At 73.5% G+C, this 26,816-nt stretch carries 16 protein-coding genes and 1 pseudogene; 6 read left to right on the top strand and 11 right to left on the bottom strand.

Annotated features, from left to right (window positions below):
• Nucleotides 1-99: 99 nt before the first annotated feature.
• From HCN56_RS05855 to HCN56_RS05865, 3 genes are all read right to left on the bottom strand, one after another.
• On the bottom strand, nucleotides 100-972 hold the full coding sequence (locus HCN56_RS05855) for a glycoside hydrolase family 19 protein (RefSeq protein ID WP_167968423.1): 873 nt from the start codon (nucleotides 970-972) through the stop codon (nucleotides 100-102).
• A gap of 286 nt (nucleotides 973-1,258) precedes the next feature.
• The gene (locus tag HCN56_RS05860; protein WP_167968407.1) at nucleotides 1,259-2,017 is read right to left on the bottom strand and encodes a 4'-phosphopantetheinyl transferase family protein; all 759 of its coding nucleotides are present in this window, start codon (nucleotides 2,015-2,017) and stop codon (nucleotides 1,259-1,261) included.
• Nucleotides 2,014-2,862, bottom strand: a complete 849-nt coding sequence (locus HCN56_RS05865) for a metallophosphoesterase family protein (RefSeq protein ID WP_167968408.1) — start codon at nucleotides 2,860-2,862, stop codon at nucleotides 2,014-2,016. The genes HCN56_RS05860 and HCN56_RS05865 overlap by 4 nt, the downstream gene beginning before the upstream one ends.
• A gap of 405 nt (nucleotides 2,863-3,267) precedes the next feature.
• On the opposite strand from HCN56_RS05865, the pseudogene HCN56_RS05870 reads away from it, so the two are divergent.
• Nucleotides 3,268-4,337, top strand: a pseudogene (locus HCN56_RS05870) (GDP-mannose 4,6-dehydratase).
• Nucleotides 4,338-4,499: 162 nt separating this feature from the next.
• Complete coding sequence (locus HCN56_RS05875; RefSeq protein ID WP_245246016.1) at nucleotides 4,500-4,934, top strand: polyketide synthase docking domain-containing protein; 435 nt, start codon at nucleotides 4,500-4,502, stop codon at nucleotides 4,932-4,934.
• Nucleotides 4,935-5,112: 178 nt separating this feature from the next.
• On the opposite strand, the gene HCN56_RS05880 is transcribed toward HCN56_RS05875, so the two are convergent.
• From HCN56_RS05880 to HCN56_RS05910, 7 genes are all read right to left on the bottom strand, one after another.
• Entirely contained in the window at nucleotides 5,113-6,360 is a 1,248-nt protein-coding gene (locus HCN56_RS05880; RefSeq protein ID WP_167968409.1) for a sensor histidine kinase, read from the bottom strand.
• Nucleotides 6,361-6,386: 26 nt separating this feature from the next.
• The gene (locus HCN56_RS05885; protein ID WP_167968410.1) at nucleotides 6,387-7,190 is read right to left on the bottom strand and encodes an ABC transporter permease; all 804 of its coding nucleotides are present in this window, start codon (nucleotides 7,188-7,190) and stop codon (nucleotides 6,387-6,389) included.
• A 52-nt stretch (nucleotides 7,191-7,242) separates the two neighbouring features.
• Nucleotides 7,243-8,172, bottom strand: coding sequence for an ABC transporter ATP-binding protein (locus HCN56_RS05890; protein WP_167968411.1), 930 nt, complete (start codon nucleotides 8,170-8,172; stop codon nucleotides 7,243-7,245).
• Nucleotides 8,173-8,454: 282 nt separating this feature from the next.
• A complete protein-coding gene (locus HCN56_RS27195; RefSeq protein ID WP_167968412.1) occupies nucleotides 8,455-8,679 on the bottom strand; it encodes a DUF5988 family protein in 225 nt (74 codons plus the stop codon).
• A gap of 752 nt (nucleotides 8,680-9,431) precedes the next feature.
• Nucleotides 9,432-10,259 (bottom strand): class II aldolase/adducin family protein, encoded by an 828-nt coding sequence (locus HCN56_RS05900; RefSeq protein WP_167968413.1) that lies wholly within the window; start codon nucleotides 10,257-10,259, stop codon nucleotides 9,432-9,434.
• Entirely contained in the window at nucleotides 10,256-10,537 is a 282-nt protein-coding gene (locus HCN56_RS05905; protein ID WP_312871072.1) for a hypothetical protein, read from the bottom strand. Before HCN56_RS05905 ends, HCN56_RS05900 begins: the two co-directional genes overlap by 4 nt.
• Before the next feature lie 352 nt (nucleotides 10,538-10,889).
• Complete coding sequence (locus HCN56_RS05910) at nucleotides 10,890-12,404, bottom strand: AMP-binding protein (protein WP_167968415.1); 1,515 nt, start codon at nucleotides 12,402-12,404, stop codon at nucleotides 10,890-10,892.
• Between the two features lie 117 nt (nucleotides 12,405-12,521).
• Here HCN56_RS05910 and HCN56_RS05915 point away from each other — a divergent pair, with 117 nt between their 5' ends.
• A complete protein-coding gene (locus tag HCN56_RS05915; RefSeq protein ID WP_167968416.1) occupies nucleotides 12,522-12,758 on the top strand; it encodes an acyl carrier protein in 237 nt (78 codons plus the stop codon).
• Nucleotides 12,759-12,776: 18 nt separating this feature from the next.
• Here the strand turns inward: HCN56_RS05915 and HCN56_RS05920 are convergent, their stop codons facing one another.
• On the bottom strand, nucleotides 12,777-13,718 hold the full coding sequence (locus HCN56_RS05920; protein ID WP_167968417.1) for an ACP S-malonyltransferase: 942 nt from the start codon (nucleotides 13,716-13,718) through the stop codon (nucleotides 12,777-12,779).
• Between the two features lie 231 nt (nucleotides 13,719-13,949).
• On the opposite strand from HCN56_RS05920, the gene HCN56_RS05925 reads away from it, so the two are divergent.
• The 3 genes from HCN56_RS05925 to HCN56_RS05965 are packed head-to-tail and all read left to right on the top strand — an operon-like array spanning nucleotide 13,950 to nucleotide 26,799.
• Complete coding sequence (locus HCN56_RS05925; RefSeq protein ID WP_167968418.1) at nucleotides 13,950-15,551, top strand: AMP-binding protein; 1,602 nt, start codon at nucleotides 13,950-13,952, stop codon at nucleotides 15,549-15,551.
• A gap of 44 nt (nucleotides 15,552-15,595) precedes the next feature.
• On the top strand, nucleotides 15,596-26,239 hold the full coding sequence (locus tag HCN56_RS26215) for a type I polyketide synthase (protein ID WP_245246028.1): 10,644 nt from the start codon (nucleotides 15,596-15,598) through the stop codon (nucleotides 26,237-26,239).
• Nucleotides 26,236-26,799: an FcoT family thioesterase gene (locus HCN56_RS05965; protein ID WP_167968419.1), complete on the top strand. Its 564-nt coding sequence runs from the start codon at nucleotides 26,236-26,238 to the stop codon at nucleotides 26,797-26,799. The genes HCN56_RS26215 and HCN56_RS05965 overlap by 4 nt, the downstream gene beginning before the upstream one ends.
• The last annotated feature ends 17 nt before the right edge of the window (nucleotides 26,800-26,816 follow it).

A 26,816-nucleotide genomic window follows, 5' to 3' on the forward strand; every position in this document is an offset into this window, starting at 1 on the left:
CGTTGCGGGCGACCGGGGCCGGGCGGGCGGTGCGCGGCGGCGGCCGTTGCGGCCGGCCGTCGTGCACCGCCGGGGTCGGGCCGGGCCTCACACACATTCTCAGCAGTAGAGGTTTCCGCCGGTGGTGGTGCCGAGGATCTGCGAGAAGTGCTGGAAGGTGTTGATGCGGCTCTGCACCTGCCCCGGGTTGCCGCCGTTGCACTCGATGCTGCCGTTGATGCTGCGGATCGACTCGCCGAAGCCCGCGCCCCCGACGATCGCCTGGTGGCCGCTCATGTGCCCGGCGCCGGACTGGGTGTTCCAGAACCAGAGCGCGGTCCGCCAGGAGACGGCGGCGTCGTTCTGCACCAGCCAGGGGTTGTTGAGCAGGTCGATGCCGAGGGCGTCACCGGCCGCCTTGTAGTTGTAGTTCCAGCTCAGCTGGATCGGGCCCTTGCCGTAGTAGGCGGACTGGCCCGCCGGGCAGCCGAAGGGCTGGCCCCAGTCGCAGTAGTGCGAGTAGTTGCCGGTGTTCTGCTCCACGATGTGGACCAGCCCGCCGGTCTCGTGGCTGACGTTGGCGAGGAACGCGGCGGCCTCGCGACGCTGCACCTCGGTGCTGCCCGTCCGGGCGAAGCCCGGGTAGGAGCTGAGGGCGGAGACCAGGCCGCTGTAGGTGTAGAAGGAGTTCCGGTTCGGGAACATCTGGTTGAACTGGGCCTGGCTGACCACGAAGCCGCCGGGCGCGGGGGGCTGTCCGCCGCCGTTGCAGCTGTGCGGGTGCCAGTACCAGTGGCTGATCACCGGGTCGTACCCGGGATTGGCGTGTTCCGCGCGGTAGTAGGAGCCGTTGTAGCGCACGATGCTGCCCGCCGGGTACCAGGTGCCCGCGCGCCAGTCGGTCGCGGCGGCGCAGTTGGCCGCGGAGACGTCGGTGGTGACGACGGTGGTCTCGGCCCCGGCCTCGGCCGGGGTGGCGGTGGCGGCGGGCATGAGTGCCGCGGTCACGCCGGTGGCGAGCAGGGCGGCCGTCAGCAGGGTGACGATGCGTTGTCTGAACACGGTCCACTCCTCTGGAGTGCGACGACGCGCCCGCCGGCTCCGGCCGTGGCGCGTCGATGTGGGGGTGACGCGCACACTGAAGCGTCACATGGCCACCACGTCAAGGTCTAGACCAAGTTCCCGGAACGTCTGCGCCTCTCCCCGCCGTGGCGGGGGCCGCGACGTCGCCTGCCCCACGTGCCCGCCGGCCCCGGCGTGCCCGGGGCCGGCGTCGCGCTCAGGCCGTGAGGCTGCCGGCCCCCGCACCGTCCGCGGCGGACCCCGCCTGCTGCGGCGGGATACCCCTCGCGGCCGGGTCGGCGTCGGTGACCACCGGCGTCGGGAGATGGATCGCCGTCACCACCAGGCCGTTCCCGGCGCACCAGCGGCCCGCGAACTCCGGTACCGGGCGGCCGTCGAGCACCGGCCCCGGCACGAGGAGCCGCGCGGTGAACGTCCCCGCGTCCGGATCGACGGCGATCTCGGCCTCGGAGAAGTCCAACTCCCGCAGCATCAACGGGTACCAGACCTTGAAGACACTCTCCTTGGCGCTGAACAGCAGCCGGTCCCAGTGCGGCTCCGGGTGGGTCGCGGCCAGCTCCGACAGGTGGGCGCGTTCCGACGCCAGCGTCACCAGCGGCAGCACGTCCGTCGGGAGCGGGCCGTTCGGTTCGGCGTCGATGCCCAGCCCCGCCGTCGTCCCGGCCGCGGCAAGGGCCGCTCCGCGGTACCCCACACAGTGGGTCATGGTGCCGATGACCCCTGCCGGCCACTGCGGGGCGCCCCGGCGGTTGGGCAGGATCGGTGCGGCGGGATGCCCGAGCCGGGCCAGCCCCCGCCGAGCGAGGTGCCGGACGGTGGTGAACTCGCGGCGCCGCTTGTCGACCGCCCGGGAGATCAGGTCGGCCTCGGCGGGGAAGAGCCCCTCCCCGGGCGGGACCACGTCCTCGAAGGCGGCCTCGGTCACGACCGACGCCGGTAGCAGCTGCTCGATCACCGTGCCTCCACCGACGTCCCGGAGAAGCGGACCTCGCGCAGCGGTTCCCGTGGTGGGCGGGGCTTCCACTCGCGGGGATAGCCGACCGACACCTCTTCGAAGCGCACGCCGTCGTAGTGGGTCACACGCGGGATGTGCAGATGGCCGTAGACGACGGATGCCGCGCGGAACCGGACGTGCCAGTCCGCGGTCAGCTCGGTGCCGCACCACTGGGCGAACTCCGGGTAGTACAGGACGTTCGTCGGCTGCCGGACCAGCGGCCAGTGGTTGATCAGGACGGTGCGCAGCGCCGGGTCGACCTCCGCGAGCCTGCGCTCGCTGTACGCGACCCGTTCCCGGCACCAGGCCTCCCGGCTCGGGTGGGGGTCGGGGTGGAGGAAGTACTCGTCGGAGCAGACGATCCCCGCCTCGTGGGCGATCCGGAGCGACTCCTCCGTGGTGCTCGCACCCGGGGCGCGGAAGGTGTAGTCGTACAGCGCGAACAGCGGCGCCACCGCCACCGGCCCCTCGGGGCCGTGCCAGACGGGATACGGGTCCTCGGGGGTCACCACACCGAGGTCGCGGCAGCGCCTCACGAGCTCGTCGTACCGCGCCGCACCGCGCAGCGTGCACGGGTCCTCCGGATGGGTCCACAGCTCGTGGTTGCCCGGCGCCCAGATCACCTTGGCGAAACGTCCGGCGAGGAGGGCCAGCGCCGAGAGGACGTCCTCGAGCTTCTCGGCGACGTCCCCGGCGACGATCAGCCAGTCCTCCGTCGAGGTGGGGCGGAGCTCCTGCAGCACCGCGCGGTTCTCCTCGTACGCGATGTGCAGGTCGCTGACGGCCAGCAGTCTTCCTCGGCCCACGGCACTGTCCTTCCCTCTGTTCCCGCCGGACCGCGGCGTCCGCCGCGCGGTGCGGGGGACCAGCCGGGCCGGCGGAGCGGGGCGGACCCGTCCGAGGGCGGGGGTCCGCCGGTTTCCCGGCCCACCCTACGGCGGCGCTCCGCCGCGGGGCGACGGCGCCGGCCGGGCCCGCTCGACGTGCCGTCCGGGTGGTGGGCGGGGCCCGTTGCGGAGCCCTCCAGTGAAACAGGCGCGGGCTCCGAAATTCCCTGGTGATCCGCGCCGGCTCGAGCAATTCACCGGAGCCCACTCGGGAATTCCCTAGAGTGCCGGGGATGCGTTGACAACGTCTTCCGCGCCTTGCGAGCGTTCGGACGCCTGTCGTCCGGACCTCGTATTCGCAGCCGGGTCATCGGTCGAGCGCGGATGTTTGGGCGGCTTCCTCGCGGTTGGGAAGGGTGTGCCACGTCCGAACGAGCGCTCATCACAGGGATCACCGGTCAGGACGGCTCGTACCTGGCCGAGCATCTCCTCGCGCAGGGCTACCAGATGTGGGGGCTTATCCGGGGGCCAACCCCCGCCGCTCGCGCGTCAGCAACCTCGTCGCGGAACTCGACTTCGTCGACGGCGACCTCATGGACCAGGGCAGTCTCGTCTCCGCCCTCGACGCGGTCCAGCCCGACGAGGTATACAACCTCGGCGCCATCTCCTTCGTCTCGATGTCCTGGCAGCAGGCCGAGCTGGTCACCGAGGTCAACGGGACCGGCGTCCTGCGCATGCTGGAGGCCATCCGCCGCGTCAGCGGCCTGAGCGGCTCCCGCAGTGCCCTGCCCGGCGAGCAGATCCGCTTCTACCAGGCGTCCTCCTCGGAGATGTTCGGCAAGGCCGCCGAGACACCCCAGCGGGAGACCACGCTCTTCCACCCGCGGAGCCCCTACGGCGCGGCGAAGGCGCAAGGCCACTACATCACCCGCAACTACCGCGAGTCGTTCGGTATGTACGCCGTCTCCGGGATGCTATTCAACCACGAGTCCCCCCGCCGGGGGCAGGAGTTCGTCACCCGGAAGATCTCCCTGGCGGCGGCGCGGGTCAAGCTCGGCCTGCAGGACAAGCTCGCCCTCGGCCACCTCGACGCGGTCCGGGACTGGGGCTACGCCGGCGACTACGTCCGCGCCATGCACCTGATGCTCCAGCAGGACACCCCCGACGACTACGTCATCGGCACCGGCCAGATGCACTCCGTCCGCGACGCCGTCCGGCTGGCCTTCGACTACGTCGGCCTGGACCGGCGCGACCACGTCGTCATCGACCCCGAGCTGGTCCGTCCCGCCGAGGTCGAGGCGCTCTGCGCCGACAGCACGAAGGCCCGCGACCGCCTGGGCTGGAAGCCCGAGGTCGACTTTCCGACCCTCGTGCGCATGATGGTCGATTCCGATCTGGAAAAGGTCTCGCGCGAGGACCGATATCGCGAGCTGATGCTCACCACCAACTGGTAGAGCGTCCTTACCAACACGAGGGATTTCCCGCCGGAATCACGGCGAAACTCGCCGCATGGATTCCCCGTGCGAGCGGCGGAATCAGCAGGCGATTCGACGCCCGCCGGAAGGCGAGCAGCCGTCGGACGCCCCGACAGGTGCGGCCTTCGGTTCTCGATCGAGATGGGTCGAGCAGAGATGGACAACGAGCAGAAGCTGCGGGACTACCTCAAGCGCGCCACCGCCGACCTGCGACGCAGCAGGCGCCGGGTCGGCGAGCTGGAGGCGGCGGCGCTGGGCTCCCTGCTGCCCGCGCTGTCCTCGTGGCGCGACCGCGCCCGCGCAGACGCCCGCGCCTCCGACCTCTGCTACCGCGTCACCTGGTGCCACGTCTCACCGGAACAGCTCGAGGCCGGTACCCGGCCGGCCTGCCTGAGCGACTTCGGGCTCAACCTGCTCCTCCAGCGCCGAGTCCACCACTTCAGCCGGGTCGTCGTCCCGACCTTCGAGTTCCAGCCGGCGAACGAGGGGGTCCTCCGAGATCCTCAGCAGCGAAGCACTGTGCGCCGCCGGATGCGACAGCATCTCCGGAAGCTGCGCGGGGAGGCCGGCCGATGAGCGGGCGAGGCGCTGCGCGGAGCGTGTGACCGTGCCGCGCCGCGGGTGGTGTTCGTGGCGGACGTCACCCGCCGGGGGAGAGAGGCAAGGGCCCGGTGCACGCCGGGGGTGTGCGTGCACCGGGCCGGGGGCGGGACGGCTTCGGGGGTGTGCCGTCCTGCCCGGGGGGTGTGGTCTGTCAGACCAGGGGGAGGCGGGTCGACACCGCTGTGCCGTAGCCCGGTTCGGACTCGACGGTGAGCGAGCCCGCGATGCGCGCGGCGCGGGCCCGCATGCCGTCGAGGCCGAAGCCGCCCGTGCCGTCGCGTTCCGGCAGGGTGCCGGGGTCGAAGCCGCGTCCGTCGTCCCGGATGTCCAGGGTCACCTCGCCGTCCATGAAGCTGAGGGTGACGCCGACGCGGGAGGCCGACGCGTGCTTGCCCGCGTTCGACAGGGCCTCCTGCGTGATCCGCAGGAGCGTCGCCGAGACCTCGCCGTGCAACTGCTGCGCCGGTCCGGTGAGGGTGAAGTCGGCGCGGGTGCCGGTCTGCTCGGACCACCGGTCGATCGTCTTGCGCAGCGTCTGGAGGAGTCCGTCGTGGGCCAGGCCCATCGGGGCGAGGTTCTGCACCGAGCGGCGGGCCTCGCCCAGGCTGTGCCGGGCGAGTTCGGAGGCGCGGTCGAGGTGTTCGTGCGCCGCCGCCGGGTCGGGCGTTCCCGCGACGACCCGGAGCTGGGCGATGATGCCGGCGAGGCCCTGCGCGATGGTGTCGTGGATCTCGGCGGCCAGCCGCCTGCGTTCGTCGGCGATGCCCGCTTCCCGCGCCTGCACGATCAGTTGGGCGTGAAGGGCGGCGTTCTCGTCGAGGGCCCGCTGGAGCGCGATGTTGGTACGTTCCAGCTCGTCGATGGAGGCCGCCCGGCTTCTCGACCGCACTTCCTCGTGCTCCACGAAGTAGCCGACGATGGTCAGCAGCGCGTTGTTCGCGAGGAGCAGACCCGCGAAGATCGTCCACTGGTTCGGCTCGTCGAACGGCATGCCGCCGACCTGGGACGCCGCCACCGGGACGGAGCAGGCGAACGGACCGAGCCACTTCCACCGCCCCGCCGGGATCAACTCGTTGGCGTCGAGGTAGCCCGAGGCCGCGTAGAAGGCAAAGAACGGGTTCAGCCAGGTGAGCGCGAAGCTGATCGCCCACCGCACCGCGTAGTACGCCACCGAGGTGGGGCCGGGCTCCGGGTGGGAGCGGCTGGCCCGCCCCCACCACAGCTGGAGCAGCACGGCCAGGGCGATGAGGGCGGCGGCCCAGTAGCGTTCGCTCGCGGCCGAGGTCAGCTCGGGGCCGACCGAGGTCGCCAGGAGCGTGCTGACGCCGAGCAGTCCGTACGGCTGCCATTTGAGCAGGGTCTCCTGGCGCCGTTCGATCTCCGTGTCCGCCGTCGTCATGCGCCCAGTGTGCACGGGCCGAACCCCTACTCCCACCGGAACCAGCGGATCGCGGCGGCGGTCAGAACGACAGCCCACGCGACGAGCGTGCCGAGCAGGGACCAGTCGGGCCAGCCGCCGGCCGCGGCCTGCTCCAGGGCGCTCGCGGCGGCGCCGAAGGGGGTGAGCTCGACGACGTTGGCGAGGGTGTCGGGCATGGACCGCACGGGAATCCAGACACCGACGCAGAACAGCGCGGGGAAGAAGATGGCGGAGGCGAAGCCGGCCGCGTACCTGGAGGTGCTGGCGAGGGCCGAGACGAGGGCTCCGGTGGCCAGGCAGGCGGCCGTCGCGAGCAGTAGGCCCACGGCGTACCCGCCGACGTGGCTCGGCAGGTCCACGCTGAAGACGAGCCGGCCCACGGTGATGACCAGCAGCGCGGACAGCACCGCGAGCGCGCTGTTGAGCAGCATCTGCACGGCCAGCAGGGTGGATGGGCGGGCCGGGGTCGTCGACATGCGGCGCAGGATGCCGCGTTCGCGGTAGCCGGTCAGGGTGGGCGGCATGGCCTGGATGCCGGCCACGATCTGGGCGACGAGTACGGCGATGGGCACGTAGATGTCGATCAGCCGCAGGCCGCCGAGGTCGTCGTTCTCCTCCCGGAACATCGGCACGCAGCCCAGGATCACCAGGATCAGGGACGGGAAGACGATGATCCAGAAGAGGTTGGCCGGCTCACGGAAGAACAGCCGGGTCTCGGAGATCAGCACGGCGACGCGGGGGGAGACCCGGCGGCCTTCGGTCGCCGGTGCCATGGCCGTCGGTGAGGCCGTGGTCGTGGTGTCGGTCATGTTGCGGGTCCTGTCTGGAAAGTCCGGTGGGGCGAGTGGTCGGGCGCGGCGGTCAGGACTTCGTCAGGTCGAGGAAGGCGTCGTCGAGCGTGGCGTCGGAGACCCGGAGCTGGTGGGCCGTGATGCGGCTGCGGACCAGCAGCGAGATCACCGCGTTGACGGTCTCGTCGCTTCCGCTGAGCGTGATCCGGTCGTTCTTGTACTCGACGTCCGTGAGCCCGGGCAGCGAGGAGAGCGACTCGTTGTCGAGGGGGGCCGAGGGCGTGAACGAGATGACCGTGGAGCCGGCCGTCCGTCCGACGAGACCGCTCGGGGTGTCGAGCGCCGAGATGCGTCCCTGGCCGATCAGGGCGATCCGGTCGCACAGCCGCTGCGCCTCCTCCATGATGTGCGTCACGAGGATGACGGTGACCCCGCTGTCGCGGACGTCCTCGATGAGCTCCCAGGTGTCGCGGCGGGCGCGCGGGTCGAGCCCCGTGGTCAGTTCGTCCAGAACGACGACCCGGGGGGCGCCGATGAGGGCGAGCGCGATGAAGAGGCGCTGCTTCTGGCCGCCGGAGAGCCCGCCGAAGCGCGTGGTGAGCTTGGCGGTCAGGTTCAGGCGCTCCGCGAGAGGCTTCCAGTCCAGCGGGCGGGCGTAGAAGGAGGAGTACAGCTCCAGCGCCTCGCGCACGGTGAGCTTGGCCTGGAGGTCGCTCTCCTGGAGCTGGGAGCCGAGGACGTTGGTGACCGCCTTGTGCTCGGTTACCGGGTCGAGCCCCGCGACGCGGATCCGGCCGGAGTCGGGCTTGCGCAGACCCTCGATGCACTCCACCGTGGTGGTCTTGCCGGCACCGTTCAGGCCGAGAATGCCGAAGATCTCGCCCTCCTCGACGGAGAAGGAGACTCCGTTGACAACGGCCCGGCCACCGTAGGACTTGTGCAGGTCGGTGACTTCGATGATGGGCTCGCTCGTCGCCCGGGGGATGCTCGTCGTGGTCATACCGACAGGTTCGCGCGGGGGAGGGGCGGGCCGCATCGCCCATCAGGCTCGAAGCCGAATCAGCCGATCGGTTGATATGCGGAACGACCCGTGGGAGGAAGCATGGGGCCATGACACCGCCCCTGTCACCGGTGCCACCGGCACCATCCCAGCCACGCGGACCCGGCCTGCCGGCCGGGCCGGTCGCGTCGGACGGGGGCGACGGGGACGGCCCGTCCCGCCGTCGCGCGCGGCTCACGCACGACGGCGGCCCGGGCAGGCGCGGTTCACGGTGTCACGAGATCACTCGGCGACGTACGTGTTGTGGGTCCAGACGAAGACGCGCAGTTCGCGGTCGTCGATGAGCGTGGTTTCGGCGGTGGCCTCGAAGTGCTCGTAGCGGTTGCCGCGCGAGACCTTGATCTTGGGTACGTCGAGATCCGCGATGTAACGCAACTGCTCCGCCTCGGTGAGCACCGAGGAAGGGCCGCCGGAGAGGAACACATTGGGTCTGTCGTTGAATTCCACGATTACCTTCACTCCCTGAACTTGGAGGTCCCAGCATTCATCCGTCGCGAGACATCCCCGTGCGTCGCGGCCGGCCCGGCGCGGGCGTCCGGCCTGGAGGCCGGCCGTTGGCTGTCGGGTGCGCGTCCTGGTTCGGCGCGGCGGCACCGCGGGGAGTCGTTCGCGTTCGTCGATGAGTCGTGCGGCGAAACGCCGTGCGTTCGGCCGGAGGTGTGCGGCTGCGAACGCGTCGAGTGCCGGTCGCCGCGATACCGGCGTCGTGCCGGGCCGATACGCGGGAGCGGCGGTCATGGAATGCGTGTGCGGGCTGCGGAAATGTGCCTGCGGGACGTACGAGCGGTCCCGCTGAAATGTGGAATCGGGGCCCGTCCGCCGGAAACGTCCGAGGTGTTTCCGGTACGTCGTGCGGCCAGCACCGGAATGCGGTGCCGACCCCGTGCGAGCGCCGCGGAGAACCGGGACGCCGGCCGCGGACGCGTGCCTCCCGGGCCCACCGCGTCGGGGCGTTCCCCCGGAGAGCGGGGCGACCCGTGGGCCGACCGTGGCCGAGGGCGCCGTTGCCCTCGGCCACGAAGGCTGGAGTCGGCCTGTCCCGAGCGGATGACCGAGGCGGCGTCCCCTGCGACGGGGGACACCGGCCGCCCGACGGCACGAACGCCCCGGGGGAGCGCGACGCGGTCGCCGCTCCGCCGGCCCGGGCGGGCAGGGGAGCGGCTTCGTGCCGGTCGGCGGGGTGGTGAGGAGCGGGCCATTCAGTCGAGCAGGTCGGGCTGCTCGCGGACGATGCTCGCGTACAGCGGCTGGAACTGGAGCCAGCCGGCGAGTTCGTTCCCGGTCTCGTCGTGCGTGAGCTTGGCGACCTCGTGGCTGATCGGGCTGACCCCGCCGGCGGCCTTCGCGGTGAGCTGGGCCTGGGCGGAACGCTCCGCCGCGTAGTACCAGTAGATCGCCGAGTCCACGGTGGTGCCGACCGTCAGCAGGCCGTGGTTGCGCAGGATGATGGCCTTCCTGTCACCGAGGGCCTCGGCGAGGCGCTTGCCCTCGTCGAGGTCGTCCACGATGCCGGCGTAGCCGTCGAACGCCGTGTGGTCCTCGTAGAACACACAGGCGTCCTGCGTCAGCGGCTCGATGAACTGGTCGGTGGCAGACAGGGTCTTGCCGTACATCGAGTGGGTGTGCGCCGCCGCGACCACGTCGGGCCTGGCCTTGTGGACGGCCGAGTGGATGACGAACGCGGCCTTCGCCACCGGGTACTTGCCCTTGATGACGTTGCCGTGCTCGTCCACGAGCACCAGGTCGCTGGTGGTGACGTGCGCGAACGGGATGATGTAGGGGTTCACCCAGAAGTAGTCCGGGTACTCGGGGTCACGCGCGCTGATGTGACCCGCCACCCCCTCGTCGAAGCCGAGGCCGGCGAAGAGCCGCAGGGCCCCGGCCACCCGCTCCTTGCGGTAGCGGCGCTCCTGCTCCGGGTCCTCGTAGCCGGCCGGGGACTGCGGCGGGTAGTTCTGCCACAGCTGGTCCTCCGGGATCGGCTGCGCCCCGTCGAGACTGAGGGCCTCCCGAGCGATCTCGGTCATGAGGTCACCTCGACCTCTTCCTTGGTGGACCCGCCGTCCTCGCCACCGTCGGCCGCGGCCGGCTGGGCGGGCACACTCAGGCCCGGGATGGAGAGGCCCGGAATCGCCTTCACGGCCTCGAAGCCGGCCTCGATGGCCTCGGCGAGCGTCGGCGTGACCTCGTCCTCGAAGCTGATCCGGGTCACCGTGACGTCGGCGTTCGTCGGGAGCGTGTCGCTGGCGAAGGATATGTCCGCGCGGCTCGTCTCCTTCAGAGTGACAGCTTCCTGCTCTGTCACTTCCCGGTCCAGAATAAGAGAGTATCTGTGCCCCATGGTTCGGCTGCTCCTCTGATGGGCGCGAAGGGATTCCGGTCAAACTGATGGCCGAATAACCGTGACCCTAGCAGTGCTCCGACCGGCGACTCAAGGGCCGCCCTGCGCAAACTCCCGGTAAACTCTCGCGCGCAGTCGGTCAATGACACTGGGTCAGCTCTTCGAATTCCGCTTCGCGGCAGCCCGAATAAGCCGACCGCGGAGGCGAAACGGCAATGACTGGATAAGGGAATGTGGTACGGACGGGTGTGCGGAAAGGCCGCGGAACGCGCGGTGCGACGATGCGGGGACCGTCGGGAGCCCGCGGCGCCCGGGGTCAGCCGGCGGCGTCCGGCGTTCCCGCCGCCTCGCGGGCGAGGCGCCCCCGGTCGACCTTTCTGTTGGAGTTCAGCGGGAATTCCGTCACGTGACGGAACGCCTTGGGCACCATCCCTTCGGGCAGGTGGGCGGAGAGCTGGCGGCGCAGCGTCGCCGGAGGGACGCGGTCGCCGGTGTAGTAGATGACAAGTTCGAGCCCGCCCGCGGGAGCCGGGCGGGTGACGGTGGCCGCGTTCTGCACGCCGGCGCACTGCCGCACGGCGTGGTCGATCTCGGCCAACTCGACGCGGTAGCCCTGGATCTGCACCTGGGCGTCGAGCCTGCCGAGGTAGAGCAGTTCGCCGTTGTCGAGGCGCCGCACCCGGTCGCCGGTCCGGTACCAGCGGCGGCCGTGACGCTCGAGGAAGCGGCCCTCGTTGTCCTCCGCCTCGAGGTAGCCGGGCGTCATCTGCGGCCCGGTGATGCACAGTTCGCCCTCGACGGCCGACTCGGACCCGCCGTCGTCCAGCAGGTGGTCGTGGCCCGCGTGCACGGCTCCGATCGGGACCACGCCGTTGACCGCCACGCTCGCCGAGGTCTCGGGCGACCAGCGGTGTCCCGTGATGGTGACGGTCAGCTCGGTCGGCCCGTACAGGTTCTCGACGTGCGAGTTCGGGGCGGCGGCGGCCCAGTCGGCGGCGTCCTCGCAGAGCAGGGCCTCGCCGGCGAAGAAGCTCCAGCGCAGCCTCGGCATCGACCCGGGGGTCAGGCCGCCGATCCGCCGGACGAACGAGATGCTGCTCGGCACGGAGAACCACACCGTCAGCCCGCGCTCGGCGAGGAACGCGGGCAGGTCGCGGTGGGCCGTCACGGGGAAGGCGTCCACGGTGGCGCCGTTCCCCCAGGCGCAGAAGAGCTCGAACATCGCGCAGTCGAAGTTGATGCCGACGTTCTGCGAGAACACGTCGTCCGGACCGAAGTCGTACCGCTCGTCCAGCAGTTCGAAGTAGTGCGCGTTGCCGCCGTGGGTGAGCGGCACGCCCTTGGGCCGGCCGGTCGAGCCCGAGGTGAAGAGGATGTAGGCGATGTCCGAGGGCCGCACGGCCGCCGGCGCATCGAGCGCGGGCGCGGACCCGGGCTCGCCGAGGACGGGCAGGTCGAGTCCCGTCTCCGCGAGCGCGGCCCGGCCGGTCCCGTCGGCGACGACCGTGGTGACCCCGGCCGTGACGAGCATGCGGCGGGTGCGCTCGGCCGGGAACCGCGGGTCGAGCGGCACGACCGTCGCCCCGGAGTACAGCGCCCCGAGTATCCCGGAGTACGCGGTGAGGCTCTTGTCAGCGAGCACCGCGACGACGTGCCGGCCCCGCGGTGCCGCGGCGCGCAGCGCGCCCGCCCGGCGCAGCGCGAGCTCGTGCAGCTCCGTGTAGGTCAGGCTCTCGGCGCCCACGCGGATCGCGGTCCGCCCGGGTGCGAGCGCGAGGCCGCGCAGGAACCGTTCGTGCAGACCGTGTCCCGGGACGGGTGTCTCGGTCATGTCCTTCCCTCCGGGAGTTAAGGGGGTGGATAGGGGTGCCGGGCCTCCGGCTGCGGGGATTAGGTTGGCCGCGACGCCGGGCTTTCGGTGCACTTCGGGATAATCACGGGAGTCCACATGTGGGACGAGTCGTTCGAGCAACTGCTCCGCAAGCACCTCACCCTGCTGGAGCCGGAGGACGAACTCACGGCCGACACGAACCTGCGTGACTTCGGCCTCGACTCCATGGGTATGGTCGCCCTGCTGTCGTCGCTCGAGGACACGTACGGCGTCCGCTTCGTCGACGACGCCCTCCAGGTCGAGAACTTCGCCACGCCCGCCACCCTCTGGAGCACCTTGGAGGCCATGCGCTGAGATCCGGTGCCGTCCGCGCTACGCGATCACACTGCGCCGGCGCGGACGCATCGCCGTGTCCGGGCGCACCGCCACCACCTTGAACGCGTCGGTCATGACCTGCACCCGGCCCCACAGCCCGTCCTGGCCCGCGACGTGCACCCGTTCGACGCCGAGCCCCTTGAGCGTCTCGACGACGGCGGGCCAGCGCACCGGCCGGGTCACCGCGTCGAGCAGCATCTCCCGCACTCCGGAGGCCGTCCGCACCAGCGACCCGTCGTGGTCGCACACGACGGGGACCGCCGGGGCGGCGAACGGGATGTCCGCGACCACCTCGGCCTCGATCTCGTCGCGCAGCGCCTGGAACGCGGTCGAGTGCATCGGTGGCCGCATTGCGTAGAGCGGCAGGCCGCCCGCCGCGCGCAGCCGGCCCTGGAGCCAGTCGAGGACGCTCTCGCGCACCGACAGCATGTGGAAGTCGTGGTCGACGTGGCAGGCCACCTGGTTCCACTCGCCGCGCGCGTCGAGCTCGGCGCGGATCTCGGCGAGCCGGTCGAGCGGGACGCGGGCGAAGGACTGGGTCACGATGTCGCGGTGCTCCCGCGCGAAGTAGGCGTCCGCGCGGCGCCCCCACTCCGCGGTCATCGTCACGGCGTCCGCGAACGGCAGCGCCCCCGCCCGCACCACGGCGGCCGTGCCACCGAAGCTCGCGCCGGCGTACGCGACCGGCTCCACGCCGTGCTCCGCGGCCGTCCAGTCGGCCAGGGCCAGGCAGGTCACCAGGAACGTGATCCGCGCGGGCTCGGGGAACGCACCCTCGTCGCCGCGGGCCTCGATCTCCCGGTACCGGTCGACCAGCGAATAGCCGAGCACCCGGTCGGCCTCGGCGACGAGGCGGCGCGCCGCCGGCTGGGCCGCCATGAAGCGGGCCGAGTCGGCGAGCTGCGTCGGACCGATTCCAGGAAAGACAATCGCGGACATATGCTTGCTCTCCCATTCGTTGCACTCGCCAGGTGCATTCCGGAAGTCCGGTCGGCCGATCACTATGGGTTGACTAATTATCGGCCAGTCTTGTTGGCCCCCCGTATCGGCATAACCCCTAACGCCCCCTAGTCGGCGGGCGGCTGGCTGGGGCTTCTTGTGGGGAGCAAAAGCGCCCTGTTAGAAACGGTGCGGTATTCGTCGGGTAGTTCGAACCGAAAGGTGTGGCGCATGAGCCCGAATGGACGGCGAGCCGCGCGCGCGCACCCCTCGGTGGACAACCTGCGGACGTACCTGCTGGCCGCCGCGCGCAGCGCCCCCGACCGGCCGGCGGTGATCCAGGCGGCGCCGGGCGGCGGTCTCGAGACGGTCACCTACGGCGAGCTCGAACGGCGCACCGACCGCATTGTCGAGGCGCTCGAAGCACTCGGACTCGATGTCGGCGAGCGCGTCATCGTGGAGTCCGACACCGACGCCGACGCCGTCGCGACGCTGCTGGCCTGCGCCACGCTCGGGCTGCCCTTCGTTCCGGCGAGCCCCGAGGTCCCGGACGAGCGGCTGCTGACGATCATCGGGAGCGCCGGGCCCGCGCTGCACCTCCAGCCCGCGGGCGGGCGGCGCACCGGCATCCCCGAGACGGTCGGCACGGCGCGCTTCGGTCCGGAAGGGCTCACCGTGGAGCGTCCGCCGGTGCCGCGCGGCCCGCGCCGCCGCCGCGCGGTGACGCCCGTCGACACCGCGTACATCACCTTCACCTCGGGCACCACGGGCCGGCCCAAGGGCGTGGTCATGAGCCACCGCGGGGTCATCGCCTTCCTGCGCGGCGTGGAGGCCGAGGAGCTGATCACGGCCGAGGACCGGGTGGCGGGCACCTCGCCGCTCCAGTTCGACTTCGCGCTCTTCGACATCGGGTTCACCCTCGGCCACGGCGCCGCGCTCGTGCCCGTGCCGCGCGGCGTGCTCAACTGGCCGCGCCGCTTCCTCTCCTTCCTGCGCGACACCGGCGCGACGCAGATCGACGCCGTGCCGTCGATCTGGCGTCCCGTGGTGCGCCACGAGTCCGAACTGCTCGCCGAGATCGGGCAGCTCGGCGTCCTGCGCCGGGTCGCGTTCTCGGGGGAGGACTTCCCCCTGGAGGAGCTGCGCGGCCTCCAGGCGCTGCTGCCCAAGACGCTCTTCGCCAACGGCTACGGCGCCACCGAGTCGATGGCCGCCTCCATCACCGACGTGCCGAACCCGCTGCCGCCCGGTGTCGAGCGGCTGTCGATCGGCTACGCGGTCGCGGGCGCCGAGATGACGCTCATCGGCCCCGACGGCACGGCCGTCGACGAGCCGGGCGTGCTCGGCGAGATCTACCTGCGCACCCCCTCGCTCTTCTCCGGCTACTGGAACGACCCCGAGGCCACCCGCGCCGTCCTCGTCCCCGACCCGCTCGCCCCGCGGTCGGGGCAGCTGGTGCTGAAGTCGGGCGACCTCGCGTCCATGGGCCCGGAGGGCGAGCTGTACTTCCGCGGCCGGGTCGACTCCCAGGTGCAGATCCGCGGCAACCGCGTGGAGCTCGGCGAGGTGGAGCGCCGCGTCGGCGAGTTCCCCGGCATCACCGGCGCGGTCGCGATGGTGCTGCCCGGCGCCGACGGCGACCCGCGGCTCCTCGTCTTCGTCACCCATGCCACCGGTGGCCCGAGGCCGGACACCAAGGAGGTCGTCGGCTTCTGCCGCTCCGCGCTGCCCGCCTACATGGTGCCGCACGGACTGCGCGTGGTGGACGAGTTCCCGCTGACCGTCAACGGGAAGGTCGACCGCACCGTGCTGGCCTCCCTGGCCGGGTCCTGACCAACCCCGACGCCGCTGAGCCCCTCCGCTAGGGAGTTATGTCCATGACTGAGCAGTCCAGGGCCGCGATGCTGGAACTGGTGCTGGCGCAGGCCGCCGCCGTGCTGCGCGCTGTCGATCCGGACGCCTACCCGGACGGCGCCACCGACGTGGCCGCCGACCGGCCGTTCCTCGCCGTGGGTTTGGACTCGCTGGGCCTCGTCCAGCTGTACCGGCGGCTCGGCGAAGAGCTGGGGGTGGACCTGCCCGTCACGGCGGCCTTCGACCACCCCACGCCCGAGGCGCTCGCCCGCCACCTGGTGGACCTGGCCAGCGGCGGCACCGGCGCGGACGAGCCCGACGCGTACGGCGAGCCGGGCCTGCCGGCCGTGCCCGCCGCGTTCGACGAGCCGATCGCCATCGTCGGCATCGGCTGCCGCTTCCCCGGCGGGGTGACCTCGCCCGAGGACCTGTGGCGCCTGCTCGACGACGGCACGCACGCGATCGCCGACTTCCCGAAGGACCGGGGCTGGGACCTCGACCGGCTGCACGATCCGGACCCGGCGGCCACCGGCTCCACCTATGTCAGACAGGCCGGATTCCTGCCGGACGCGGCCGACTTCGACGCCGACTTCTTCGGGATCAGCCCCAAGGAAGCCCTGGCGATGGACCCGCAGCAGCGGCTGCTGCTCGAAACCTGCTGGGAGGCGCTCGAACGCGCGGGCATCGACCCGGACAGCCTGCGCGGCACCTCGTCCGGCGTCTTCATCGGCGTCGAGCCGCACGAGTACGGCCCCCGCACCCACGAGGCCCCCGAGGGCCTCGACGGCTACGTCCTCGCGGGCAACCTGCCCAGCGTCGTCTCGGGCCGCGTCGCCTACACCCTCGGCCTCGAAGGCCCCACGCTCACGGTCGACACCGCGTGCTCGGGCTCGCTCACCGCGCTGCACCTCGCGGTGCGGTCGCTGCAACGCGGTGAGTGCGGTCTCGCGCTCGCCGGCGGCGTCACCGTGATCGCGAGCCCGGGCACGTTCACCTCGTTCAGCCTCCAGCGCGGCCTCGCGCCGGACGGGCGGATCAAGGCGTTCGCCGCGGCGGCCGACGGCACCTGCTTCGCCGAGGGCTCGGGCGTCTTCGTGCTGGCCCGGCTCTCGGACGCGGTGCGCGACGGCCACCGCGTGCTCGCCGTGGTCCGCGGCAGCGCCATCAACCAGGACGGCGCGAGCAACGGCCTGACCGCGCCGAACGGCCTCGCCCAGCAGCGCGTCATCCGCAAGGCGCTCGCCGACGCGGGCCTCACCCCCGACGCGGTCGACGCGGTCGAGGCGCACGGCACGGGCACCACGCTCGGCGACCCCATCGAGGGCCGCGCCCTCGTCGCCGCCTACGGGCGCGGGCGCTCGGCCGACAAGCCCCTGTGGCTCGGCTCGGTGAAGTCCAACATCGGCCACACCGGCGCGGCGGCCGGGGCCGCCGGCATCATCAAGATGGTCATGGCGATGCGCAACGGCACGCTGCCGCGCACCCTGCACGTGGACGAGCCCACCCCGCACGTCGACTGGTCGGACGGCACCGTCAGGCTCGTCACCGAACCCGTGCCGTGGGCGGCGGGCGCCACGCCCCGCCGCGCCGGCATCTCCTCCTTCGGCGCGAGCGGCACCAACGCCCACGTCATCGTCGAGGAGCCGCCTGCCCCCGCAGGCGCCACCGGCGCGCCCGCGATCCCCGTACCGGGACGGCCCGTTCCCGTCGTCGTCTCGGCCCGGGGCGAGGCGGCGCTGCGCGGCCAGGCGGCCAGGCTGCTCGACGCCGCGGCGGACGCCTCGCCGCTCGATGTCGCCTACTCGGCCGCCACCACGCGCGCCGCGCTGCGCGACCGTGCCGCCGTCGTCGCCGCGGACCACGGCGAACTGCTCCGCGGCCTGGCCGCACTCGCCGCCGGCGAGAGCGTGCCCTCGGTGCTCACCGGAACGACGCTCGCCACCGGCAGGACCGCGTTCCTCTTCACCGGCCAGGGCAGCCAGCGCTCCGGCATGGGCCGCGAACTCGTGCGCGCCTTCCCGCTCTTCGCGGCGGCCCTCCAGGAGGCCGCCGACCACCTCGACCTCCACCTCGACGAGCCGCTCGGCGACGTGCTCTTCGCCGAACCCGGCTCGCCGCTCGCCGAACTGCTCCACGAGACCAGGTACGCGCAGGCCGCGCTCTTCGCCGTCGAGACCGCGCTCTTCCGGCTCCTCGCCTCCTGGGGCATCACCCCCGACCTGCTCGCGGGCCACTCCATCGGCGAGATCGCCGCCGCGCACGCCGCCGGCGTGCTGAGCCTGGCGGACGCGGCGCTGCTCGTCGGCGCGCGCGGCAGGCTGATGCAGGAGCTGCCCGCGGGGGGCGCGATGGTGGCCGTCCAGGCCACCGCGGACGAGGTCGCCCCGCACCTGACGGGGGAGGCCGCGGCACGCGTGAGCGTCGCCGCCGTCAACGGCCCGTCCTCGCTCGTGCTCTCGGGCGAGGCCGAGGCGGTGCTCGCGCTCGCGGCACGCTTCGCCGAGCAGGGGCGCAAGACCCGCAGGCTGCGCGTCTCGCACGCCTTCCACTCGCCGCTGATGGACCCGATGCTCGCGGAGTTCCGCCGCGTCGCCGAGGCCCTGACCTACGCGCCGCCCCGCATCCCGGTCGTCTCCAACCTGACGGGCGAGCCCGTCGCCGCCTTCGACGCCGAGTACTGGGTGCGGCACGTGCGCGGGTCGGTGCGATTCGCCGACGGCGTGCGGTGGCTCGAATCCCAGGGCGTCACCACCTTCCTCGAAGTGGGGCCCGACGCCGTGCTCTCGGCGGCGGGACGCGACTGCCTCGCCGACCAGGACGCCGATGTCGCGTTCGCCGCGGTGCTGCGCGACGGGCACGGCGAGGAGCGCCAGGCCGTCACCGCGCTCGCGCTCGCGCACGCCCGGGGCGTCACCGTCGACTGGGAGCGCTTTTTCGCCGGCCGCGGCGCGCACCGGACCGCCCTGCCCACCTACGCGTTCCAGCGCAAGCGGTACTGGCTCGACGCCGGCCAGAGCGCGCGGGGCACCATCGGGCACCCGCTGCTCGACGCCTCCGTCAGCCTCGCCGGCGCCGGCGGTCTCGTGCTGAGCGGCCGTCTCTCCACCCGGGCGCAGCCCTGGCTCGCCGATCACGTCATCGCGGACGCCGTGCTGCTGCCCGGCACCGCCATGGTCGAGCTGGCCGTCCGGGCGGGGGACGAGGCGGGCTGCGGGGTGCTGGACGAACTCACCCTCCAGGCACCCCTGTCGCTCGCCGCGGACGAGGAGACGGAGATCCAGGTCGCGGTCGGCCCGCCCGACGCGACGGACCGCCGCTCCGTGGAGATCTGGTCGCGTTCCGTACGCGGCGAGGAGACCTGGCACCGGCACGCCGGCGGACTGCTCGCGGCCACCGGCGACGGGCCGGCCGCCGAAGCGGAGTTCGGCACCTGGCCGCCGGCCGACGCCGAACCGATCGACGTCGAGGCCCTCTACGGCCGCCAGGCCGCCCAGGGCTACGCCTACGGGCCCGCGTTCCGGCGCGTGCGCGCCGCGTGGCGCCGCGGGGACGAGATCTTCGCCGAGGTCGCCACCGACGACCAGGCGGCCGGCCGGTTCGGGCTCCACCCCGCGCTGCTCGACGCCGCCCTGCACGCGGCCGAGGCGCCGCGGGACGAGGACGACGGGCAGGTGCGCCTCCCGTTCGCCTGGCTCGGCGTCGAACTGCACGCCACGGGGGCCGCCGCGGTGCGCGTCCACCTGATCCCGGCGGGCCGGGACGCCATCGCGGTCCACCTCGCCGACGCCACCGGGGCACCGGTCGCCACCGTGCGCTCGCTCGTCCAGCGGCCCGTGCCGCCGGCGGGGCTGCCCGCGCCGGGCCGCCGGGGCGACTCGCTGCTGCGCGTCGAGTGGGCCGGGGCCAAGGCCCCGCGCGAAGCGGACGTCGGGGCCGCCGAGTTCGCCCTCGCGTTCGTCCCCGACACCTTCCCCGGCGCACCCGCCGACGCGGCGCGCGCCGCGACCCTGCACGTCCTCGGCCTGATCCAGGGCGCGCTGCGCGACGAGACCGGGCTGGCCGTCGTCACGCGCGGCGCGCCGCGCGACATGACGCTCGCGCCGGTCTGGGCGCTGGTGCGCGCCGCCCAGGCGGAGCACCCGGGGCGCTTCGTCCTCGTCGACACCGACCGCGACGTGGCCGAGGGCGAGCTGCGCGCCGCCCTGGCCACCGGCGAGCCGCAACTCGCCCTGCGCGACGGCGCGGTGCTCGTGCCCCGGCTGGCCGAGGTGCCCGAGCCCGAGGTGCCGCCCGCCTCCGTGTGGGACCCGGAAGGCACGGTCCTGATCACCGGGGGCACCGGCGGGCTCGGCGGCCTCGTCGCCCGCCACCTGGTCCGTGCGCACGGCGTGAAGCACCTGCTGCTCACCGGGCGGCGCGGCCCCGACGGGCCCGGCGCCGCCGAGCTGACGGCCGAGCTGATCGCGCTCGGCGCCGAGCCGACCGTCGCCGCCTGCGATGTCGCCGACCGCGACGCGCTCGCCGCGCTGCTGGCCACGATCCCGGGCGACCGCCCGCTGAGCGGCGTCGTCCACAGCGCGGGCGTCGTCGACGACGGCCTCGCCGGCACCCTCACGCCCGAGCAGGTGCGGGCCGTCTTCCGCGGCAAGGCGGACGGCGCCTGGCACCTGCACGAGCTGACCCGCGACCTCCCGCTCACGGCGTTCGTCCTCTTCTCCTCGGCCGCCGGCACCCTGGAGGCGGCGGGCCAGGGCAACTACGCCGCGGCCAACGCCTTCCTCGACGCGCTCGCCGAACACCGCGCCGACCACGGCCTCGCCGCCACCTCGCTCGCGTGGAACCTGTGGGCGACCGACGCGGGCATGGGCGCGCGCCTCGACGAGGTGACCCTGCGCCGCGCCGCGCGCTCCGGGTTGCCCGCCCTCAACGCCGAGGAGAACCTCGCGCTCTTCGACCGCGCCCTCACCACGGCGGCGCCCGCGCTGCTCCCGGTGCGCGTGGACGCCGCCGCGCTCAGGGCACGCCCCGACGGCATCCCGCCGGCGCTGCGCGGCCTGGTCCGCGCGCCCGTCCGCCGACAGACCGCCGCCGCGGCGGCAGCGCCGGGCGCCGCGGGCGGCGCGCTCGCCGAAGGGCTCGCGGGCAAGCCGGACGCCGAACGCGAGCGGATCGTCCTCGACCTCGTCCGCACACGGATCGCGGCCGTGCTCGGCCACGACAGCGCCGCGGCGATCGACCCGCGCCGCGCCTTCACCGAGCTCGGCTTCGACTCGCTCGCCGCCGTCGAGCTGCGCAACGCGCTCGGCTCCGCGACCGGCCTGCGGCTCACCTCGACCCTGATCTTCGACCACCCGACGCCGCACGACCTCGCCGCCCACGTGCTCGACAAGCTGCGCGGCGCCGCCCCCGCGACCGCCGCGCCGCGCACCGCCGTGCGGGCCGTGACGGATGAGCCCATCGCGATCGTGGCGATGGCCTGCCGCTTCCCCGGCGGGGTGACCTCGCCCGAGGAGCTGTGGAAGCTGGTCGCGGACGGCACCGACGCGATCACCCCCTTCCCCGACAACCGGGGCTGGCCGGTCGAGGAGATCTACGACCCCGAGCCTGGCAAGCACGGCACGACGTACACCCGCGAGGGCGGCTTCCTGCACGACGCGGCCGACTTCGACCCCACCTTCTTCGGCATCAGCCCGAAGGAGGCCCGGATGATGGACCCGCAGCAGCGGCTCCTGCTCGAGGTCGCCTGGGAGGCGATCGAGCGCGGCGGCATCGACCCGCTCTCCCTCAAGAACAGCCCCACCGGCGTGTTCGCCGGCGTCATGTACCACGACTGGGCGCCGCGTTCCGGCGAGGTCTCCGAGGACCTGGCCGGCTTCGCCGCGAGCGGCGGCATGGGCAGCGTCGCCTCGGGGCGCGTCTCCTACACCCTCGGGCTCGAAGGGCCCGCGGTCACCGTCGACACCGCCTGCTCCTCGTCCCTGGTGGCGATGCACTGGGCGGCGCAGGCCCTGCGGCAGGGCGAGTGCACGCTCGCCCTCGCGGGCGGCGTCACCGTGATGTCCACGCCGGAGACGTTCATCGAGATGAGCCTGCCCCGCGGCCTCGCGGCCGACGGCCGCTGCAAGCCGTACGGCGCGGCAGCCGACGGCACGGGCTGGGCCGAGGGCGCGGGCCTCGTCCTCCTCGAACGCCTCTCCGACGCGCGCCGCGCCGGACACCCGGTGCTCGCCGTGCTCCGCGGCTCGGCGATCAACCAGGACGGCGCGTCCAACGGCCTCACCGCGCCCAACGGGCCCTCGCAGCAGCGGGTGATCCAGCAGGCGCTCGCCCTTGGCGGCCTCACGCCCGCCGACGTCGACGCGGTCGAGGGCCACGGCACGGGCACCACGCTCGGCGACCCGATCGAGGCCCAGGCGCTGATGGCGACCTACGGGCAGGAGCGCGCGGACGACGAGCCGCTGTGGCTCGGCTCGGTCAAGTCCAACCTCGGGCACACCCAGGCCGCGGCCGGCGTCGCCGGGGTGATCAAGATGGTGATGGCGATGCGCCACGGCGTGCTGCCCCGCACCCTGCACGCCGACACGCCCTCCCCGCACATCGACTGGACCGAGGGCGCCGTCGAGCTGCTCACCGAGGCCAGGCCGTGGGCGCCCGCGGGCCGCCCGCGCCGCGCGGGCGTCTCCTCCTTCGGCGTCAGCGGCACCAACGCGCACGTGGTCATCGAGGAGGCCCCCGCCCCCGGCAGGCAGGAGCCGCGCGGCGAGCGGCCCCCGGTCCTCGCGCTGACCGTCTCCGGGGCGTCCCCCGAGGCACTGCGCGCCCAGGCCGCACGGATCGCCGCACACCTGCGCGACCACGAGGACGCGGACGAACTCGACGTCGCCGCCTCGCTCGCCAGGGGCCGCGCCGCGCTCAAGCACCGCGCCGTGGTCGTGGAGTCCGACCGCGCAGGGCTGCTCGCCGGGCTCGACGCGCTGGCCTCGGGAGCCTCGGCCGCCTCCGCCGTCGCAGGCGAGGCGCGCGGCGACGCGCGGCCCGTCTTCGTCTTTCCCGGCCAGGGCTCGCAGTGGCAGGGCATGGGCGTGGCGCTGCTCGAACACTCGCCCGCCTTCGCCACGCGCCTCGGCGAGTGCGTCAAGGCGCTCGAACCGTACGTCGAATGGAACCTGCTCGACGTGCTGCACGGCGCGCCCGGCGCGCCCGCGCTCGACGACGTCGACGTGGTGCAGCCCGCGCTCTGGGCGCTGATGGTCTCGCTCGCCGAGGCGTGGCGCGCCGTCGGCGTGGAACCGGCCGCCGTCGTCGGCCACTCCCAGGGGGAGATCGCCGCCGCCTGCGTCGCGGGCGCGCTCTCCCTGGCGGACGGCGCGAAGGTGGTCGCCCTGCGCAGCGCGGTCATCCGCCGCGAACTCGCGGGCCGCGGCGGCATGATGTCCGTGGCCCTGTCCGCCGAGCGCGCCGCCGAGCACCTCGCCGACTGGGCCGGCCGCCTCCAGCTCGCCGCCGTCAACGGCCCGAATTCCGTCGTCGTGAGCGGTGCCACGGACGCCATCGACGAGCTGCGGGCCCGGCTCGAGGCCGACGGCGTCCAGGTCCGCCGCATCCCCGTGGACTACGCCTCCCACTCGGCGTTCGTCGAGGAGGCCCGCGACGTGCTGCTTGCCGAGCTGACCGGCCTGACGCCGCGCACCTCGGCCGTCCCGTTCCATTCGACCGTCACCGCCGGGCTGCTCGACACCGCGGGGCTCGACGCCGAGTACTGGTACACCAACCTGCGCAACACCGTCAGGTTCGAGGAGACGACGCGCGGGCTGCTCGCCGCGGGCTTCGGCGTCTTCGTCGAGGTCAGCCCGCACCCGGGCATGCTCGTCGGGCTCGGCGAGACCGCCGAGGACGCCGGCGCGAGCCCCGCGCTCGTCGGCACGCTGCGCCGCGACAACGGCGGCCAGCGCCAGTTTCTCACCTCGCTCGCCGAGGCGTACGTACGGGGGGTCGCCGTCGACTGGGGCACCCACTTCGCCGCCGCCGGGGCCCGCGGCGTCGACCTGCCCACCTACCCGTTCCAGCGCCGGCCGTACTGGCTGCCGGTGGAGCGGCGCACCGGCGACGCCGGCGACGTGGGGCAGGTCGCCACGGGACACCCGCTGCTCGGCGCGGCCGTGCCGATCGCCGGCGTCGGCGGCGTGCTGCTCACCGGACGCCTCGCGGTCTCCGCCCAGCCGTGGCTCGCCGACCATGTCGTCGGGAACACCGTCCTCTTCCCCGGGGCCGGCTTCGTGGAGCTGGCCGTGCGGGCGGGCGACGAGGTCGGCAGGGGACGCGTGGAGGACCTGACGATCGAGGCCCCCCTGCCCCTGCCGGGGCGCGGCGGCGTCGCCGTGCAGGTCGTCGTCGCCGGCGACCTGCGGACCGTGTCGATCCACTCGCGGCCCGAGGACGCGCCCGCCGACGGCGCCTGGACCCGGCACGCCCAGGGCACCCTCGCCGAGGCGGGGCCGGAACCCGCGCCCGCGTCCGGGGCCTGGCCGCCCGCCGACGCGGAGGCGATCGACCTCGCCGGCTTCTACGAGCGGGCCGCCGACGGCGAAAGCCCGGCGTACGGGCCGGTGTTCCAGGGCATGCGCGCCGCCTGGCGCTCCGGCGAGGACGAGGTGCTCGCGGAGATCGCGCTGCCCGAGTCCGCCGCCGCGCAGGCCGGGCGGTTCGGGCTGCACCCCGCGGTCCTCGACGCGGCGCTGCACGCCACCGCCCTGCTCGGCACCGACGACGAGGGCGTCACGCTGCCGTTCGCCTGGTCGGGCGTCGACCTGCACGCCGCGGGCGCCGCCGCGCTCAGGCTGCGGATGACGCGCCTGGGCAAGGACGAGGTCGCGCTGCGCCTCACCGACACCGCGGGCCGTCCCGTCGCGTCCGTCGCGTCGCTCGTCCTGCGGCCCCCGGCCACCGGCGGCCCTGCGCTCGCGGGGATCTCCCCCGACTCGCTCTTCGAACTCGCGTGGACGCCCGCCGAGGCGGCGGGCACCGCGCCCGGGACGGTCGTGTACCGCTGCGGGGCCGGGACGACCGCCGAGGCGGTCCACGCCGCGACGGCCGCCGCGCTCGGCGCCCTCCAGGACTGGCTCAGGGACGGTGCCGCGTCGGCGACGCTCGCGGTCGTCACGCGGGGCGCCGTCTCCACGGACGGCGAGGACGTCACCGACCTCGCGGGTGCGGCCGTCTGGGGGCTGGTCCGCAGCGCCCAGACGGAGAACCCCGGCCGGTTCGTCCTCGTCGACCTCGACCCGGCCGACGCCGGCAACGGCGCCGACCCCGAGGCAGGCCTCGCGGCGGCGCTGGCCACGGGCGAGCCGCAACTCGCGGTACGCCGCGGCACGCCCCACAGCCCGCGCGTCGTCCGGCTGACCGGCGCGGGCGCCGGCGCCCCCGCCACCGTCTTCGGCGACACGCCGGGCACGGTGCTGATCACCGGCGGCACCGGCACGCTCGGCGGCCTCGTCGCCAGGCACCTGGTCACCGCGCACGGCGTCACCGACCTGCTGCTCACCAGCCGCCGCGGCCCGGCCGCGGGCAAGGCCGCCACGCTCGCCGCGGAACTCGCGGCGCACGGCGCCCGCGTCGAGGTGATCGCGGGCGACGCCGCCGACCGGGACGGGCTCGCCGCCCTGCTCCGGAACCGCACGCTTGCCGGGGTCGTGCACACCGCGGGCATCCTCGACGACGGGATCATCTCCTCGCTCACCCCGGAGAAGACCGCCGGGGTGATGCGCCCCAAGGTCGACGCGGCGCTCAACCTGCACGAGCTCACCGCGGACCAGGACCTCACGGCGTTCGTCCTCTTCTCGTCGGCCGCCGGCATCACCGGAGGGGCGGGGCAGGCCAACTACGCGGCGGCCAACTCCTTCCTCGACGGCCTCGCCGCACACCGGCGCGCGCGGGGCCTCCCCGCGCAGTCGCTCGCCTGGGGCCTGTGGGAGGAGAGCAGCGGCATGACCGGCGCCCTGGCCGACGCCGACCTGTCCACCATGCGGCGCGACGGCGTCGTGGCCATCCGCAGCGACGAGGGGCTCGCGCTCCTCGACGCGGCCGGGGCGCTCGACCGCACGTTCCTCGTGCCGGTCAGGCTCGACCTGACCGGGCAGAGCCGTCCTGACGTGCCGTACCTCATGCGCGACCTGGTGCGCGGCCCGGCCCGCCGCGTCGTCGACGTGGCCGAGGAGGCGCCGGAACCCGCGGAGAACCTGCGCGACCGGCTGATCTCCCTGCGGCCGGCCCGCCGCGAGCGGGTGCTGCTCGACATCGTCCGAGGCCAGGCCGCCGCCACCCTCGGCTACGCGGGCGCGGGCGACGTCGATCCCGAGCGGTCGTTCCGCGACATGGGCTTCGACTCGCTCGCCGCCGTGCGGTTCCGCAACACCCTCGGCGAGACCGTCGGCGAACGGCTGCCCGCGACGCTCGTCTTCGACCACCCGACCGCGCTCGTCCTCACCCGGCACCTGCTCGACGAGATGGCGCTGAGCGAGCCCGAGCAGGCCGAGCCGGCCGAAGGGGGCGGGGACGCCGAGGACACCGGGAGCACCGAGGGCTTCGAGAACCGCGCCGCAGAGATCCAGGGCATGAGCCTGGCCGAACTGCTCCGCACCGCGCAACGATCAGGAGACCCGACATGACCCAGCTTCTCGACGGAACCGACCGGCGCACCTTCCCCACCGACGAGGAACTGCTGCACCGCGTGCTGACCCCCTACCGGGCCAAGCGGTGCGAGTACCTCACCTCGGCCACGGTCACGCTCCAGGGCGACCCCCTTGACGGCGGGCGGGTCGGCGGCTCCTGCGCGTTCTACATCCCCGAGTCCTGCTACATCGACGACACCGGACACTTCAACTCGGTCGAGTTCAACATCTGCTACAACCAGATGGCCTACTACGTCATGGCCAAGTCGGTGAAGGAATCGCTGATCGAGCCCTTCTCCCAGTGGACGCTCGACCAGTTCTGGGCCAGGCAGCTCGCGGACGTGTACATCACCGACTTCCGCAGCACCTTCCGCAAGCCCATGCAGGGCCGCCACTTCCGCGGCGAGATCGAGATCACCGACGTGGCCGAGTGGGACGCGACCGATCTGCGCGACGCCCTGGTGATCATGCGGACCAAGTGCCGCTACTGGGACGAGTTCGGCGGCGAGAGCACCGGCGAGATCGCCGCGGCCGTCACCAACCCGCCCGCGAACTGACGCGGCTCGGTACTCGC

The sequence above is a fragment of the Streptomyces lonarensis genome (assembly GCF_012033735.1).
In the GTDB taxonomy this organism is placed as follows: Bacteria; Actinomycetota; Actinomycetes; order Streptomycetales; family Streptomycetaceae; genus Streptomyces; species Streptomyces lonarensis.

Excerpts from the sequence above, each read along its gene's own strand:
- HCN56_RS05855 (WP_167968423.1), bottom strand. The coding sequence starts at position 972 with ATGCCCGCCGCCACCGCCACCCCGGCCGAGGCCGGGGCCGAGACCACC.
- HCN56_RS05875 (WP_245246016.1), top strand. The coding sequence starts at position 4,500 with ATGGGTCGAGCAGAGATGGACAACGAGCAGAAGCTGCGGGACTACCTC.
- HCN56_RS05880 (WP_167968409.1), bottom strand. The coding sequence starts at position 6,360 with ATGACGACGGCGGACACGGAGATCGAACGGCGCCAGGAGACCCTGCTC.
- HCN56_RS05885 (WP_167968410.1), bottom strand. The coding sequence starts at position 7,190 with ATGACCGACACCACGACCACGGCCTCACCGACGGCCATGGCACCGGCG.
- HCN56_RS05890 (WP_167968411.1), bottom strand. The coding sequence starts at position 8,172 with ATGACCACGACGAGCATCCCCCGGGCGACGAGCGAGCCCATCATCGAA.
- HCN56_RS05900 (WP_167968413.1), bottom strand. The coding sequence starts at position 10,259 with ATGACCGAGATCGCTCGGGAGGCCCTCAGTCTCGACGGGGCGCAGCCG.
- HCN56_RS05910 (WP_167968415.1), bottom strand. The coding sequence starts at position 12,404 with ATGACCGAGACACCCGTCCCGGGACACGGTCTGCACGAACGGTTCCTG.
- HCN56_RS05915 (WP_167968416.1), top strand. The coding sequence starts at position 12,522 with ATGTGGGACGAGTCGTTCGAGCAACTGCTCCGCAAGCACCTCACCCTG.
- HCN56_RS05920 (WP_167968417.1), bottom strand. The coding sequence starts at position 13,718 with ATGTCCGCGATTGTCTTTCCTGGAATCGGTCCGACGCAGCTCGCCGAC.
- HCN56_RS05925 (WP_167968418.1), top strand. The coding sequence starts at position 13,950 with ATGAGCCCGAATGGACGGCGAGCCGCGCGCGCGCACCCCTCGGTGGAC.
- HCN56_RS26215 (WP_245246028.1), top strand. The coding sequence starts at position 15,596 with ATGACTGAGCAGTCCAGGGCCGCGATGCTGGAACTGGTGCTGGCGCAG.
- HCN56_RS05965 (WP_167968419.1), top strand. The coding sequence starts at position 26,236 with ATGACCCAGCTTCTCGACGGAACCGACCGGCGCACCTTCCCCACCGAC.